This is a genomic window from Verrucomicrobiia bacterium (assembly GCA_035629175.1).
Taxonomy (GTDB): Bacteria; Verrucomicrobiota; Verrucomicrobiia; order Limisphaerales; family DASXHY01; genus DASXHY01.
In genome coordinates, this window is record DASPIL010000047.1 from 1 (window position 1) to 15,695 (window position 15,695).

Annotated in this window: 9 protein-coding genes; 3 read left to right on the plus strand and 6 right to left on the minus strand. The window is 58.6% G+C overall.

The window, feature by feature from the left end:
* The first annotated feature begins 126 nt into the window (after positions 1–126).
* Positions 127–528, plus strand: a complete 402-nt coding sequence (locus tag VEH04_07860; protein ID HYG22680.1) for an NYN domain-containing protein — start codon at positions 127–129, stop codon at positions 526–528.
* 48 nt (positions 529–576) lie between these two features.
* Here the strand turns inward: VEH04_07860 and VEH04_07865 are convergent, their stop codons facing one another.
* Together VEH04_07865 and VEH04_07870 are read right to left on the minus strand one after the other, a co-directional pair.
* Positions 577–1,458: a LysR family transcriptional regulator gene (locus tag VEH04_07865; GenBank protein HYG22681.1), complete on the minus strand. Its 882-nt coding sequence runs from the start codon at positions 1,456–1,458 to the stop codon at positions 577–579.
* A 37-nt stretch (positions 1,459–1,495) separates the two neighbouring features.
* Entirely contained in the window at positions 1,496–2,995 is a 1,500-nt protein-coding gene (locus tag VEH04_07870; protein HYG22682.1) for an ATP-binding protein, read from the minus strand.
* 148 nt (positions 2,996–3,143) lie between these two features.
* On the opposite strand from VEH04_07870, the gene moeB reads away from it, so the two are divergent.
* Together moeB and VEH04_07880 are read left to right on the plus strand one after the other, a co-directional pair.
* Positions 3,144–4,292: a molybdopterin-synthase adenylyltransferase MoeB gene (moeB, locus tag VEH04_07875; protein HYG22683.1), complete on the plus strand. Its 1,149-nt coding sequence runs from the start codon at positions 3,144–3,146 to the stop codon at positions 4,290–4,292.
* 27 nt (positions 4,293–4,319) lie between these two features.
* On the plus strand, positions 4,320–4,904 hold the full coding sequence (locus VEH04_07880; protein ID HYG22684.1) for a YqgE/AlgH family protein: 585 nt from the start codon (positions 4,320–4,322) through the stop codon (positions 4,902–4,904).
* A 32-nt stretch (positions 4,905–4,936) separates the two neighbouring features.
* Here VEH04_07880 and VEH04_07885 read toward each other — a convergent pair whose 3' ends face one another.
* The 4 genes from VEH04_07885 to VEH04_07900 form a co-directional block, all read right to left on the minus strand.
* Entirely contained in the window at positions 4,937–7,465 is a 2,529-nt protein-coding gene (locus tag VEH04_07885; protein HYG22685.1) for a beta-L-arabinofuranosidase domain-containing protein, read from the minus strand.
* Positions 7,466–7,529: 64 nt separating this feature from the next.
* Positions 7,530–10,115: a DUF4965 domain-containing protein gene (locus VEH04_07890; GenBank protein HYG22686.1), complete on the minus strand. Its 2,586-nt coding sequence runs from the start codon at positions 10,113–10,115 to the stop codon at positions 7,530–7,532.
* A gap of 42 nt (positions 10,116–10,157) precedes the next feature.
* Entirely contained in the window at positions 10,158–11,018 is an 861-nt protein-coding gene (locus VEH04_07895; GenBank protein HYG22687.1) for a prepilin-type N-terminal cleavage/methylation domain-containing protein, read from the minus strand.
* A 239-nt stretch (positions 11,019–11,257) separates the two neighbouring features.
* On the minus strand, positions 11,258–15,688 hold the full coding sequence (locus VEH04_07900; protein HYG22688.1) for an autotransporter-associated beta strand repeat-containing protein: 4,431 nt from the start codon (positions 15,686–15,688) through the stop codon (positions 11,258–11,260).
* Positions 15,689–15,695: the final 7 nt, after the last annotated feature.

Consider the following 15,695-nt stretch of genomic DNA (forward strand, 5'->3'; position numbering starts at 1 on the left):
GTATTGTTGTTGGGTAATCATCTGGCTGCCGAGTTGAGGAGGGCTGGCCTGCGGCCAGCCTCCAACTCGCTGCCAAATGCTACCGGCTCACTGGTGATTTTTAATTGGCATTACTGGTGAAAAATAATCGTCACTGTCCACGCGGAGGCACGGGACGAGTTGGTGCACATTCTGACGCAGTATCAGGATGCCGTCAGCACGCCGATCACCATCTTCTTTGACGGATCCACGCCTGCCCGTGGTCCACGGCCGCAAGCGATCAAAGGGCAGGTTGAGGTTCTCTTTTCACGCGCCGGCCAGACAGCCGACCAGATGATTGAGCGCGCGGCGCATCTGTATCAACCGTATGGAGAGGTGCTCGCTGTTACGGATGACCACGCCGAGCGAGACACCGTGATCGCAATGGGCGGTCTTGCGTCCAGCTGCCTCAACTTCGTGCACAGCGTCACGAGCACGTTGACCGAGGTTCGGGGAGATATCGCCGAGCACAATCGCCGGGAACGAACGCGGTTCAATCGTCGAAAATAAAAACGCGCCCCCGAACCCGGCAGCGCGCAGTGATGCTCACCTGGCTGATCAGTTCCCTTCCTTGAGAATCGCCAGGAACTGCTTCATGGCGGGAGAGAGAACCTTGTTCTTCTTGTAAATTGCGGCGAGAGGCCGATAGAACTCGCCGTCCTCCAGCTCAACTGCGGTGAGGGTCTGCTTGTTAATTTCCTGGCTGATCGTGCTGATCGGCACGATTGAAATGCCCGCGTCGATTTCAACGGCGCGCTTTACGGTTTCGATGTTATCGAACTCCATCACTGTATTCACCTCAACGGCGTTTTCCTTCAGGATTTTATCCAAGGCTTTGCGCGTGGGGATGTCGGGTTCGAATCCAATGAACTTCTGGCCCGCAATGGTCTTGAGCTTCGTGGTCTTATACTTCGAGAAGGGATGCTGCGGATGACAAATGAGCACAAGGGGATCTTTTCGCAGCGCGATCACTTCCACCTTTGGATCCCGCGTCGGATACGCCACCAGGCCGAGGTCGACCACGTTGCCCAGCACATCGTCATAAACCTGGTTGGCCCGCCGATATTCCACGTGAACGTGGACCGTGGGATATTCCTTGAGGAAACGTTTGATGTAGGGCGGAAGATCGTGCAGGCCGATGCTGTAAATCGTGGCGACCCGAATGGTTCCTGAAATGATGTCCTTGATTTCCTGCAGCTTGCTATGAAGGGCATCGTAGGTCTGGATGATCTGCTTGGAAAAATCGTAGAGAACCTGCCCCTCGCGGGTGAGGCGAAATTTCTTCTTGCTGCGTTCGATCAGGAGCGACTTGAACTGCCGTTCGAGGGAGCTGATTTGCTGACTGACAGCGGATTGAGTGACACTGTTAATTTGAGCGGCTTTGGTAAAGCTCTCTGTTTCCGCCAGGTCACAGAAAACTTTCAGACTTTCAATTTGCATAAGCAAACTGAATACGAAACTCTCTAATGCAAGTCAACTAATGTTCCCGCCCCAAAACTGCCCTTACCTTGGCCAATAAATCATTAGTGGTAAACGGTTTCTGCAAGTACGGCAGGTCGTCTTCCTGATTGGGAGAGCGAACGAAGCCGCTGGTGCAAAGAACCGGCGTTTCGGGCGACATCCGGCGTATGTGTTCCGCCAATTCCCGGCCGCTCATCGCGGGCATGACCAAGTCCGTGATCACCATGTCGATCGGCGGATCGCGGCGCGCAAACAAGTCGAGCGCCTTCTGTCCGCTGTTCGCCGTCAGCACCCGATATCCGTAAGCGGAAAGTATCGTGCGCACCGCGGCCAGCAGCAGGTCCTCGTCATCGACCATCAGGATCGTTTCCGAGCCGTTCAAGTCGGCCGTTCCCTGGCCGTGGTCCTGCACAATCCGCTTCTCCGCAGGCAGATAGATTCGGACCGAGGTGCCGACTCCGGGCTGGCTGGAGATTGCAACACCGCCTCCGTGGTTCGTCACAATGCCATACACCAGTGCAAGGCCCAGCCCGCGGTGCCCAGCCGCCTTTTTTGTCGTGAAGAACGGCTCAAAAACTCGCGCCAGGATATCGGCTGGAATCCCTGATCCCGTATCGCTGATTTCAACGCAAACATACGTCCCCGGCGCCAGTCGCAGATCTCGATCCTGGGTTCCCTGCGATAACTCCACGTTGCGCGTTTGGACAGTGATGCGGCCGTTGCCGGCGATTGATTCGTTTGCGTTCTCGAGAACCTTGACCACGGCCTGCTGCAGCTTGGCTTCGTCGAAACGGGTCGCGAACAGCTTGCGCTCGAGCTGAACACTCCACGTGATTTGCTTGGTCGTGGAACCCCGGATGATTTCCGTGCCGCGTTGAACGATGGAATTAAGGTTCCCGCTGGCTTGCGATTTCGCTTCCTTGTCCTGCCGGCTGAACGTGCCCAGATCGTTGGCCACCTCCGCCGCGCGCGCAGCCGATTTCTCAACTTCCACGAGAAGATGCCGCCAGGGATTGGTTGCCTCCATCTGGCTCAATATCAGCGATGTGTACCCCAGGATGCTGGTTAGCGCGTTATTGAAGTCGAGGGAGACCGTTCGCGCCAGCTGCAGTGCAACGTCGAGCTTGTGTTTTTGGGCAAGGGTGAAGTCCGTGGGGGAACCTTTTTGATCCGCGGCAAAGGACCAATCGGGCAGGAGCTGAAAAATAAAACATCGCTGCTCCTCGCGCATGAAGGAGCAGATCGACGCCGAGAACGAACTGATCCCGCCGCCCTTGACGCGAAACTTCAGCGAAACCGTCGCGGCCGGGGATCGCTCCCACTGGGCCAGAAATTGTTGGGGAGCGGGACCGTTTTCAGGGGCCCAAATCGCGCCCAGCAGCGGCGCAGCGCCTTCAAGGGCTGTTCCGAACAGTTTACGGGCGGTCTGATTGGAACGCAGGATCGTGCAGGCGTCATTGACCAGCAACGCAGGCCAGCCGGCATTCTCGAGGGCAAACACTTCGTCGAGCTTCATCACGACTTTTCAGACTCGCAGCTTACGGGTTCAGCCTTGGTTCTCAAGGAAACTTTCCCGGAACGGGCCCTTCGCCCGTGTGCCCCGCCACCGTCATTTGGGGCGCGGCTTGCATTATTCAGCGCCTGCCCTAATTTCCGTTGCTCGTATGCAACTGAACAACGACGAAATCCGCCGCTACTCGCGACACCTGATCCTTCCAGAGGTCGGCATGGCCGGCCAAAAAAAGATCCGGTCCACCAGCGTGCTCTGCATTGGCGCCGGGGGCCTCGGCTCACCCATCGCCATGTACCTCGCTGCAGCTGGAATCGGCAAGCTGGGAATCGTGGATTTCGATACCGTTGACTATTCAAATCTGCAACGACAAATCCTGCATACGGACTCTGACGTGGGCAGGTCGAAGGCAGAATCCGCGCAGCAAACCATCGCCGGCATCAACCCCAATGTTGAGGTGGTCCTTCACAAAACGCGTATCAGCAGCGAAAACGCCCTCGATCTCATCCGTCCGTACGACATCGTCGTGGACGGCACAGACAATTTCCCGACGCGGTACCTCACAAATGACGCTTGCGTGCTGCTGAACAAGCCGAACGTATACGGCTCCATCTTCCGTTTCGAAGGCCAGGCGAGCGTGTTTGCGCCGCACCTCGGCGGACCGTGCTATCGATGTCTGTATCCCGAGCCGCCGCCACCTGGAATGGTCCCGAGTTGCGCCGAGGGCGGCGTCCTGGGCGTCCTGCCCGGGATCATCGGATGCATTCAGACGACTGAGATCCTCAAGCTGGCCCTGGGCAAGGGCGAGTCCCTGGTCGGGCGCCTTCTCTTGTTCAACGCACTCGACATGAAATTCCGGGAGTTGCGGCTGCGCAAAGATCCCGCGTGTCCGCTCTGCGGCGAAAATCCGACCATCAAGGAACTTATCGATTATGAAATGTTCTGCGGCATCACGCCCGAACCTGCCGAACCACAGTCGAATCCAGATGAGGTGACGGTTCAGGACATGAAGCAGGCGCTGGAGAATCCTGCACTGGGAATCAAGGTCATCGACGTGCGCGAACCCGATGAATACGAGATTGCACATGTCCAGGGCGTTCCGCTGGTCCCGCTCAGCCAGCTGAACCAGCTGTTCACCGAGCTTGATCCGAACCAGCAGTATTACATCCATTGCAAAGCCGGGGTTCGTTCCATGAAGGCACTTCAGTTTCTGCGCGAGCAGGGATTCAAATACCTCAAGAGCGTCAAGGGCGGGATCACCGCTTGGTCGGAGGAAGTGGACGCTGCCGTTCCCAAGTATTGACTTTCCGTAATTGCCCCTGAAGCCGCTTTGCGCGAGATTGCGGCGTCAGCTATGGCGGAAAAGTCGAAATACCTGAAGGGTCAGTTGCTCCTCGACAGCGGAGATCTCGGTGGATCGTTTTTCCAGCGAACCGTTATCCTCCTTTGCGAGCATAATGCCGAGGGCGCGTTTGGGCTCGTGCTCAACCGTGCAACAGGCAGCAAGGTCGGCGACATGGTGGTGGCCGACCTGCCGGAAAATTTAAAGGAGTGCCCGCTTTTTCTGGGCGGTCCCGTGCAGCCCACCGCCCTAAGCTACCTGCATTCCGACGCGTTCCTGCCGGAGGGCAATGTCATGGCTAATCTCAGCCTCGGCCACTCGCTCGACACGCTTCTCGAAATCGGAGAATCGTTTTCGACCACTCGAAGGATCAAGATGTTTGCGGGCTATTCCGGCTGGAGTCCCGGTCAATTGGAAGACGAGCTGAAGCGCAAAGCCTGGCTCACCCATCCTGCGTCGATAGACCTCGTCTTTGAGCCCGATCCCTCAAAACTCTGGCGGGCGATCCTTGAGCAAAAGGGCTGGAAGTATAAACTGCTCTCGCAGATGCCAGAGGACCCCTCGTCGAACTAACGAACTTGCGCCCTGCCGGCGACAGTGTGCAATCAACGGGCGGCCGCCGTCAGCTTCCTGAAAGCCGCAATGGACCGCTTTTCATCCGGGCAATAGTTCCGCACCCCGACCATTCCGCTGGAGAAAGTCGAGTCGTGGTGTTCGATCACGGGTTGCAAGCCGCCATCGACAAACACTCGCAACCGCGGGCCGTTCGCTTCGACTCTCAACACGTGGAACTTCTCTGCAGCGATGTTGATCGGAGCGGTCCGCAACGACTGCCATGAGTTGTTCACCAACCCCAGTTCGACCTGATTGCGTTCGGCGCTGATGCCAACGTAATAGCCGCGGTATGCATCCGCCCCAATGTCGGGTTTGCTGGCGCGGAAAATCAGCCCAGCGTCTCCGGCTGATGTGACCTTTACTTCAGCTTCGTACGTGAAATTGGTGAAGTCGGTTGCCATGGCAATAGCCTTCGCACCGTTGGCGGAGGCCGGAACCGTGTTCAGCGCGCCTTCATCCACCAACCAGTTCCCACCGAACACGGTCCAGCGTTCCGTCCAACCCGCGTCAAAGTTTTCGTGCAGCTGCCGCGGGGCAGGCAGCGGCTTTCCAAGCCACGGAAACCAGCTGATTCGCAGATGCTGTGCGCCGACCGGGATCAAACTCACTCGTTCGAGCTCGTTCGCCGATGCGACAGGACTGATGGGGGGCTCGAATGCATGCACCTGTCGCCATGCATTCGTCCAGGCATCCACACGCCGCGCCTGCGCACGCAGCGTGATCGGCGTACCATTGGGGCCAAAGGGGTTCGACTGCACCGCAGCCCGCTGGAGCACGAACGACCGATTGGGATGCGTGGTGTCGATTTCGAGGGCGTAGTTCCACGGCGTGAGGGGGATGACTTCGAACTCGTCGAAACCTTGTTCATGCTTGTCGGCGGTCCGCACCTTCCACTCCTCCTGGATTTTCAATCCGAAAACAAGCGGGCCGCGGCGTACAGAAATAGATCGACTCGGGCCAGATACGGTTTCGACCGACATCGGCAAACGCACAACCACGACATCTCCATTCTTCCATGTGCGCTGCAACCGGTGAAAGCTGTTGGTCTTGAGATCGCGCTGCGACTCGCCATTCACGGTCACGGTGGGTTGCGCGCACCAACCCGGCATTCGCAGCACCAACGGAAAGCGGGCCGGTCGTTCCAAATTCACAGTGAACCGGACTTCCTCCTCGAACGGGTAGGCAGTTTCGGCAGTGATTCGAACGGGCTGTTCGTCGATTGATGCGGTCACGACAGAGGGTGCGTACGCAATTGCTGCCAATCCGCCATCGCTGGTCGCTGCCCAGGCATTCTGGACGAGCTTTGGCCAGCCCATGTGAAAGTTGCAGCGGCAGCAAGGGTAGCCCGAGTTCGGGCCGGGTAGCGTGCCATTGGCGTAATCCTGGTTGAAACCGTGTCCGCCATGCAGCGCGTTCACGTGGTTCGGCAGGGTGTAATACTGGAGCGCCTTGATGTTATTGGCCAAACCGGCCGGCAGCGCGTTGAATGAGATTCGCTCGAGGCGGTCTGCGAGCTCAACGTCCCCTGTGATTTGCACCGCTGTTTCAAGACTGAGCATCGCCTCAACGGTCGAACACAACTCAACACCCTGGATTGTGGAATTACCCGCGACAAATTCTGTTCCGCCATTGATGCCGAACGACAAACCATGATCACGCATCAGGTGATGCAAACCAATGCGCAAAGCATCGCGGTCGGCGGGATCATGCGACACCTGGAACCACACGGCCGGAAACTTCAAAGCCTGCTGAACATTGACGTTGTGCTTCGGATGGAAGTCCGTTCCAAACGTGGTGAAAGCGTTGGAGCGAAAAATCCCGACCCAATCATAAGCCTGTTCTCTCAAGAGCCTGACCAGCGGCAACAGGTTGGTGTCGCCATTACGGTTGTACAACCAAAGCGCAACGTCCATCTGATCCGCAGCGCGCGCCTTTCCCCACTCCTTCAACGGACGCCCAGGCAGATGTACCGACATGTGCCGGAAGTAATTGCTGAGAACAGTGATCACCCGCGCATCAGCGGTGGCTTCGTAGTAATCACGCAACGCATACGTGGCGACCATCCGCGGCCACCAGTCATTGTTGGCGGCGGGGCCGATAAATCCGTCGGGCCTCTGACTTTGCAACACCCAGTCGAACCACTTCTGCGCCTTCTTCTTGAGTCCGCTGTCATTCAACACGTACGCCAGCGGCAAGAGTCCCTTGTAGTAATATGGCCCGCGTTCCCAATTCTCTCCCGTGCCGCCGAGCCACGCGCTGTTCGTGCTGAAGTCGGCGTACAGATCCTCCGCGTGCCCCGTGAGCCCATCGCGCTGCAATTCGCACTGCGTTCGCAGCCAGCCGAGCGGTTGCACACTGCCGAGCGGCAAGGGCGCGAATGGGGTGAGCTGCAGCGGAGCGCGATTTGTCACCGCACGCGTGGGAGGCAAATCGGCGGCCGATGGCACTTCGGCCGCACTGGCAGTTAAGCTCCCGAGGACGAGCACGGTGGCAACCGCGGGTCGAATGATGAAGTTCACGAGAGCTTGAAAAAGAAAATCCTGCCGCTCACTTTCGCGGAGCGACAGGATGTCGAAACTCAGGTCAGTTGTTCTTCACATTGACGAACCCCAAATCAACGTATTGTCCGCCGCCGGTTTGCCGGCAATGGACTGCGATCAGATTTGGCCCAGGCTTTAACGCAGCCTTCGCAGCGTCGCTCAGCGGGAAGATGTCATAGGATGTGGTGTATCCGAAATTGCGGACGACCAGCACGCCATTGATGTAGATCTGCACGTCTTCATCATGATGCACCCAGAGACTGAGGTTCTTCAGCTTGTCGGCCGGAATCTCGATCTCGCGGCGCAGCCAGATTTCGGGTGTGTTCCACAGTGTTCCAATGAATGCCCCGGGTGTGCCTTCGGTTCCGAAGCCGCTTCGGCCCTGGCGCCAGCTGGCATCGGAGTATGATGGCTTGCTCCAGTCGCCTTCAGGCCGTCTCGTGGTGTAGCGCCACATCGCCGGGGATCCGTCGGCCGCGGGCACAACAGCACTGACGGTTGGAGGCACGGGCATCGGCGCCCACTTGCGTGCCTTGGTGTCGTCGCGCTTCGCCCACTTGGACCAGAGCTGCTGGTCATACAACGCCTTCGCAAACACGCCGCCCACGACGGGCCGCGCAGTGAAGCCAACCTTCTTCGCAGTCTTCGTTTCGTACCAGTCGGTCATTGGCGAACGATCGGGAGTTTCATTGAGGAACCGAATGATGGGATCAATCAGCGCCTCGAAGTCTGCGCGATTTTCCGTGAGCGTTGCCGTCCAGGTGATCCAATCGAGCTTCGTGTAATCGCGGCGATTGTCGAGAGGCAGCCCGTATTTGTTCTGGGTGCGGCGATAGAACGCCATTTCCTTCTGCACGACCTCGCGTGGGAACAGATTGAGCCCGAGGATGCGATCCCAGATCAGGTTATATTTCTGGCTCCAGGTGCCGGGACGATCAAATGCGAGCCGGTAGTGGTCGCCGTTTGAGGCTTCCTTCACCCAGCGTTGCGCGAACTCGCGAGCGAGCTTCCAGTATTCTTCGGCTCGCGCCTTGTCGCCGCGCAGGTCGCACAGCTTGGCAAACGCACCCAGTCCGCAGATGGCTTTCGCGCTCAGATTCACATTGTGGGCCAGGTGGCCTGCAAAGTCGTCCGTGCAGAGCTGGTTCTCGGGATCGAATCCTTTCGCCTTCAGATACTCCGCCCATTTCTCAAGCTGCGGCCAGTAGAGATTCGCAAAGCCGGCATTGCCTTCCATTTGAGCCACCGCTCCGAACAGAAGCAGCAGGTTGCCACTTTCCTCGACGGGCATCTGATTTTCCTCGCTCCTCTCGCCGCCGCCATAAGCCTGTCCGTTGGCGTGCGGATAAGTGCCGAGATCATGCGGTGCGAACGGAAACTTCCAGCGATCGCTGGCGGCGTAGTTCATGAACGGCACGATGAATGACTTGGCCACGCTCGGTCCAAAGAGCAGGAACTGCGGTGCCATCGGATAGAAGACGTCCGAAGTCCCGATGCAGCCATTGGAATGATTCTCCTTCGAGAACTGCAACGGCTGGCCGTTCTCATCGGCGACAAATTTCCCGGCCGCAAAACACTGGCGGTAGGCGAGCGCGGTCAGCATCGCGTATTTTTCACCGCCGGTTTTTTCCATGTCGGCCATGAGCTCCCTGTCGAACGCTTCGCATCGCTTCCGCAGCGATGCATATTCCTTCGCTGATGCCCTTAACAAATCCGCCGCTTCCCAACCGTCCCTGCGCCAATACGGTCTCAGATTCTTCTTCATGTATTGGATCGAGTAAATGTCATCATAGGCGACCATCAGCCAGCGAGAGACTGGCCGTTCGCCGACTTTGCCAACGGGCAGGACAAGCGCTGAAACGGGTGCAGTTGCAGCAGGAGCGGCAGCCGCTGCGGCCTTGGCAACTTGCGCGATGCTGCCGTTCCGGCTGAATGCGTTGCGCACTTGTATTGCCCCAGCCTGAATCGCTTCCGGCTTCTGATCGTTCACAGCGGAGACGTACAAATAACCCCAATCAATGCGGATATCGTCGCCGCGGGCGCCCAGAATCCGCTGTTCCTTCGAACCGGCCTTCAATGTGGTGAGCCCCCGGATTTTTTCATCGCCCCAAACGACTTCCTGCTGCGGCACATTCACCGTCAGTTCGCTCGCCGCATCGAAATAGATTTCGACGGTGTGCGTGCGGCTGTCGGTCGCCTTCGCTTCATAAGTGATGTAGGTCACCGGGCGTGACAAAATATCCATGTCCTCCGGCAGGGCAGGCGTCATAAAAGTCATCGTGAGCTGCACGCCCGATCCTGCAAAGGTGTAGATCGTCCGCGTCGGCAGCACTTGCACCGAGGTCTGCTCGAGAGCAGGCGCGCTCGACGGCTCGCTGCCCATGACCCGGAACGTCTGGCCATCGATGCGCACAAGGCTCGTGAGCCGATGCGGCTTGCCTGTCCAATGAACCGTATCTGCGTCATTCAGTTTGTCGGCGGGCGACCAGATGCTGAAATACGGATCGCACGCAACAAGCGGAACGGCTGGCGGACGCAACGTGGTCGCAGCTGGCGCTGTTGAACCAGCAGTTACGAAAGCCAATGCGGCGGCGAGCCATGACAAGAAGGATCGTTTCGGATTATTCATTCGTTGGAAAAAGAGCAGAGTGTTACGGCTGATTGCGGTCGATTACTGATCAACCTTGGTTTCGATGGCTGCAGGAACATCCCAATCGCCAACGCCCAGGTGTGGATCGCCATCGCTATTCCAGCGCGCGCGCCACGTCACGTTCTTCGGATCAATCACATCCTTGCGCAGGGCAGACTCCGCATGCCCATCGCAGAACATCAGGTTTGTGCGGCGATTATGCCGATTGGATGGCCACTGTTCGCCTTGGCGATTGTCATTGCTGTTCGTGTTCGGATCGATGCTTCCGTCGAAGGAGCCATCGGGCTTGCTGTCACCGAGCATGATCATTTCGCTTGGCCGGCGAATGCTCGTGTCCTTGACCAGGCGCGCAGGTGATTCGACTGCGCCCGAATTGATGTCGCCTCCAAGTCCGAGGTTTCCGCCCTGCGAGAGGCCCCAATCGTTATAGCCCAGTGAGAACCGGGTGTTGTTGCTGATTCCGTCCAGGTCGTAGCCAACGGCGGGTGGGATCTTCTGCGCGCCCAGTCCCTTGACCCCGGTGTTGAGCTGCCGATCCCACGACGCATTTGCATCAGCGGCCGCGCAATGAAACACCTTGCGGTTGTTCTTCATTTGTCCGGAAAGGCGTTCGGGCCAGACATAGGAATAATTTGCTCCAAAGTTCCAGAGGCAGCCTGGGTAAAACTTGAAGTCATCTGCATACATAGCGGTTGCAATGCCGATCTGCCGCAGGCTGTTCAGACAGGACGTCTGCTTGGCCTTTGACTTCGCCTTCGCGAGGGCGGGCAGAAGCATGGCCGCGAGAATGGCGATGATCGCGATGACCACCAGGAGTTCGATCAAGGTGAAGCCACTCCGCTTCCGGGAGGGGATCGATGTTGAAATAGAACGGACTTGCATAGGCTTAATTTGGCTTTCAGCGCGAGGCTGGTTGAGCCTTTGTATCACAGCGTCATCAAGATAATCGGAGCAGCGGCTTCCGTCATGTGGCATGAAACGGCCACATCGAACGCGTTGAAACGTTTCCCTCCAACTTATGACCCCGCGGCGGAAAGGTTGCACAGAACCGGGTTCCGTACAACGAAAGAGGGCGCCCGGGAGCGCCCTCTGCGAATTCGTATTAACTCCCAACCGGTTGATTACGGCTGGCGAATCTGGAAGAAACGCGCGGGTTCCGAGACGTTCACCGGGATCGCATTGGAGAACACGCCGTTTGAATCAAACACACCCGCCGTGTTCGTCGTCCAAACTCCATTGGCCAGGTTCGTCGTGGTCAGCAGCGTAACAGCAGCGCCAGGCGCGCCTGTGCCGGTGAGGATCAGGTTGCCGCCAGAGAGAACCGGGCGATTCAGGATTGGCGCGCCAACGGAAGTGATGGTCACTTCGCCGGTGGCCGGATTGAACGTCGCAGTTCCTGTGGGCAGCAGCGTGACAGACGCGAAGTTGCCACTGACGGCTCCTGCATTGAACACCTTGAACACGGAGCCAGCGGTAAGCGCGTTGGTTCCGGCATTGGAGACGATCAGCGAACCTCCGTAAGTGACGGTTCCTGACACGTTCACGCGGTCTGTGCTCAAGCCTCCGTCAGCAGAGACTTCGACGCGTGTGGTGCTGGTGCCCGCCAGCGTGAGCGCGTTGTTGATCGTGAGCGTGCCGATTCCAGCTCCGGGCGCGAGCTGCGCCCCGGCGGCGACACTCACGGGACCCGCAATCGTGCCTGAGCCGCCGAGCGTTCCCGCATTGACCAGCGTTGCGCCCGCGTAGGTATTCACACCATTCAGGTTCAGCGTTCCCGAGCCGAGCTTGGTGAGACCGCCATTGCCACCGCCATCGAGCAGCGCCTGGCCAATGTTGATGGTGTTGTTGCCGCTGTCGATCATGGCGCCACCACTCTTCACGCTGGCTGTGGTGAAGGTGCCGAAGAATTCCGACACCACGTTCCCTGCGGCGCGCAAGGTGCCGCCGTTGAAGTTGAACGTCGAGTTTCCAGCTCCACCGTAAACGCGCGGGGCTGTGAGAGTTCCGCCGTCGAGGTTGACTGTTCCGACACCAGCGCCAGCGCCTGCGACGAGAAACTCACCCGCCGCGGTAACCTGCGCCGATCCAGAGATGTTCAACGTGCCGTTTCCGTTCTCTCCCACAATGAGGCGGTTGCCTGAATTCAATTCGTTCAGGGATCCGGCTGAGATATTATAGACGCCGGTACTTCCACCATTTCGGCCGATGGTGACCCAGTTGGTGGACCAGACCGCCCCACCAGTTTGATTCATTGTTCCATTTCCGGCTTCACCAATCCACGTTTCCGAACCGACTGAGATGGTGCCGCCCGACAGGTTCACGGTGCCTGTGCTTCCGCCGCTTTGAGCCACACGGAAGTTCTGGCCTGAGCCCCGGACAGTGAAAAGACCGCCTGACATATTGAACGTTGCTACGGTGCCGCCAGCCTTGCCGATGAAGGCGGGACCGCTGCTAATGCTGCCATTGTCCTGCAGCGTCAGCGTTCCTGCACTCGAACCGGTGTCCGTCACGTTCAGGTCAGTAGCCACCCGCAGGCTGGCGTTGTCGCGGATTTGCATCGATCCCATACCACCCGTCTCGTTGCCAATCGACATATAGGAATTGACGATCAAGCGGCCTGAATTGGCGATTGTGACGCTGCCGGTGGAGGCGTTCCTATGCCCAATCAGCAACCGGCCGGATGAACCCAGGATGGAATTATCGCGAATCGTCACGATTGCCGAAGAACCTTCGCTTTCGCTGAGGTTCATTTCACCGCGATTGGTGTAAACCGTTTCGCCGCTCAATGTGAGGACCTGGGACGCCAGGTTTCCTGGCAGATTGTTCGCATAACCGAGCGACAGGGCGCCCGAGCTGACGCGGGCGTTGTGGAGCAAAACAGATGACGTATTGCCGATCGAACCATTGCCCCGGCCGACACCGAGCCAGCTATCGATAAGGAGTGTCGCGTTGCTGACGACCAGGCTGGCGCCAAAATCAGGCGAACCCCCGACCCACATCTCATTCATGACGCGGTTTGTCTGGCCGTTTCCAGTGCCATTGAAGACCAAGGTGCCCTGGGCGACATGGTAGCCGGGATTCAGACCGCCTGAGAGCGCGCCTGAAAGGGTGTTTGATCCCACATTGGAGTAGGTCAACGTTGCCGGCCCCCGCTTGACGGTTGCGCTGTTGGGAACCGCCACAACGGTTCCCGCGAGACTCAGCGGCGTTTGCAAATCGAAGGTGCTGTTGGTGCCCGTAACGGTATATCCGCGATTGATCGCGGCGGCAGGCCCCGTGTAACGGAGGGTGCTGTCATTGCCGAGCACGAGATTGGCAGGATCGGCGGTCGACGCCCCGATCGAACTGGCGGCGCCTCCATTGGCGAGGCTATTCACGCTGAGCACGCCGTTCGATACGATCGTGGGTCCCGTGTAGTTGTTGCCGCCGCTATTCGCAATCGTGAGGGTTCCCGAACCCTGCTTCGTCAACCGTGCCGCACCGCTGATGCGACCCGACCCCGTCAGGGTGTAATCCAGCGCGCTGTTATTAACCGTTACCGAGCTGGGGCTGACCGTGGTCACGAGATTGACGGTGGTCGTACCCTGCGCGTTGTCATCGAGCACCACAGCATTGCCATCGCCAAAGGTCGTGGGAGTGCCGGTGCCGATGTTCACCCAGTTTGTGGTGATGCCGATATCCCAATTTCCGCCCGCCTGTCCGTCCCAGCGCGGGAGGTTCACGGAAGTAATCTGGATGTCGATCGAACCATCGACATTGTTGGTGACGATCGCGGCGCCAACGCCGACGGGAACAGACGCGAGGACAAAGTTTCCTGAGCCTGTTCGCGCCCCGTATTTGATCAACGGAAACGATCCCAGCTGGGGCATGGTGTCGGCAAGAGTGATCGCGACGGTTCCATTCACTGCGAGTTGATTGACAACATTAATCGGAGCGGCCGTGGGATTCCCGAATGAGCCGAGATCGACATCGAGCGCGACGTTACCGCCTGTGCCCAGGGTGAGATTGGCCATGTTCAATTGGAATACAGGCGGGAGAACCGTCACGCCAAGGGTGGTATTGTTCGCGAACGAGTAGTCGCCTCCGCCGCCGGTGTTAGATGTGACGAAGAGCCGGCCGGCATTCACGACTGTGGAACCCTGGTAACTGTTTGCGCCAGTCAGCCGCACAGTGCCAGTGCCATTCTTTACCAAGCCGCCGCCGCCGGCGTCGCCGAGAGCCTGCGAGATGGTGATATCAAAGCCCTGCGAGTCGAGTACGATGCCGCCTGGCTGAACGTTGGCGAGCGTGAGGTCGTGGAGGAAGTTGTTGTTGTTTCCGGCGGCCTGCAGCGTGCCACCGTTGAAGTTGACCGTGCTGAATGCGCCCACGTTGCCGGTCGTGATTTCCGCCGCGCGGAAGACGCCGCCGTTGAGGTTGAGCACGCCGACTGATCCGCCTACGCGTCCAATGGAAACCAACCCAACCGATGCCGTGCCGCCGCTGATGTTCCAGGCCCCGTTGCCATTTTCCGGAAGCCAGACTTCGCCGCCCGTGACGTTAAAGCTGCCGCCGGTCTGCTCGACCGCCCCGACGCCATTCCCTGGGATAACCACGTTTCCGCCACCGGTTTTGTTGATCGTGCCACCCGAGAGATTCAGGACTGCAGTGCCTCCGCGGCCGACAGCGATCCAGTTGTTCACGTTGAGCGTCGCGCTGCCGCTCAAATTATAGGTGCCGCTGGAACTGCCGCCATTGCCAATCCAGAATTCGGCGGTGTTGAGGCAGTTGATTGTTCCAGCGCTGTGATTGAGCGTTCCGACGGAACCGCCACCGTCAGCGACGATAAAGGCGGGCTGGCCGCCGCTGACGTGATTGACCACGCCGCCGTCCATGTTCATAACGCCCGTGGCACCGGCGCGAGCGACGACAAACCAATTTGAGGAATTGATGGTGCCGCCGGCATGAAGATTGTAAGTCGCGTCCGCCAATGCCACCTGGCCAATCCAGATTTCGCTGGATGAATTTACAACGCCGCCGTTCTGATTGACAACGGCCGTGCGCGCGCCCGGGCCATTCCACCCGCCATCTGCGATGACAAAAAGGTCGCCCGACTTGTTGAGAACACCGCCGTTAATATTCAGCGTGCTGGTGCTTCCGGGGCGTTCCCCCAGGAACAACCGCCCGCCCAATACGTTGAGCGTGCCATTGTTCAGGGTGTACGCGCCGACCGAGTTTTCTCCGTCGCCGATGTGCATCCACCCGCGCACGTTCAGGGTCTGGCCATTCTGCGCGTATGCTCCCGCGCCATTGGTCGCGCCGCCTGCGGACAGATCGTTCACCGTCCAATCCGGGTCGCCGCCATTGATCTGCACGACATTATTGATCCCGCTTGCATTGATGGCGTTGTCGTTGGTGCCAGGGACCGTGCCGCCCCAGGCAGCAGGATTGTTATAGGTGCCGGTTCCGCCGGACCAAAAGAAATCTGCGGCCTGTGAGACGAGCCCGGACGAGGTAAGGGCCAGCAATGCCGCGAGAGCTTTGCGATTAAAGGTATAGGTTTTCCGATCCATATGAGGT

What these genes read in the sequence shown, in the direction of transcription:
- VEH04_07865 (HYG22681.1), bottom strand. Translation starts at nt 1,458, where the DNA reads ATGCAAATTGAAAGTCTGAAAGTTTTCTGTGACCTGGCGGAAACAGAG.
- VEH04_07870 (HYG22682.1), bottom strand. Translation starts at nt 2,995, where the DNA reads ATGAAGCTCGACGAAGTGTTTGCCCTCGAGAATGCCGGCTGGCCTGCG.
- moeB (HYG22683.1), top strand. Translation starts at nt 3,144, where the DNA reads ATGCAACTGAACAACGACGAAATCCGCCGCTACTCGCGACACCTGATC.
- VEH04_07890 (HYG22686.1), bottom strand. Translation starts at nt 10,115, where the DNA reads ATGAATAATCCGAAACGATCCTTCTTGTCATGGCTCGCCGCCGCATTG.
- VEH04_07895 (HYG22687.1), bottom strand. Translation starts at nt 11,018, where the DNA reads ATGCAAGTCCGTTCTATTTCAACATCGATCCCCTCCCGGAAGCGGAGT.
- VEH04_07900 (HYG22688.1), bottom strand. Translation starts at nt 15,688, where the DNA reads ATGGATCGGAAAACCTATACCTTTAATCGCAAAGCTCTCGCGGCATTG.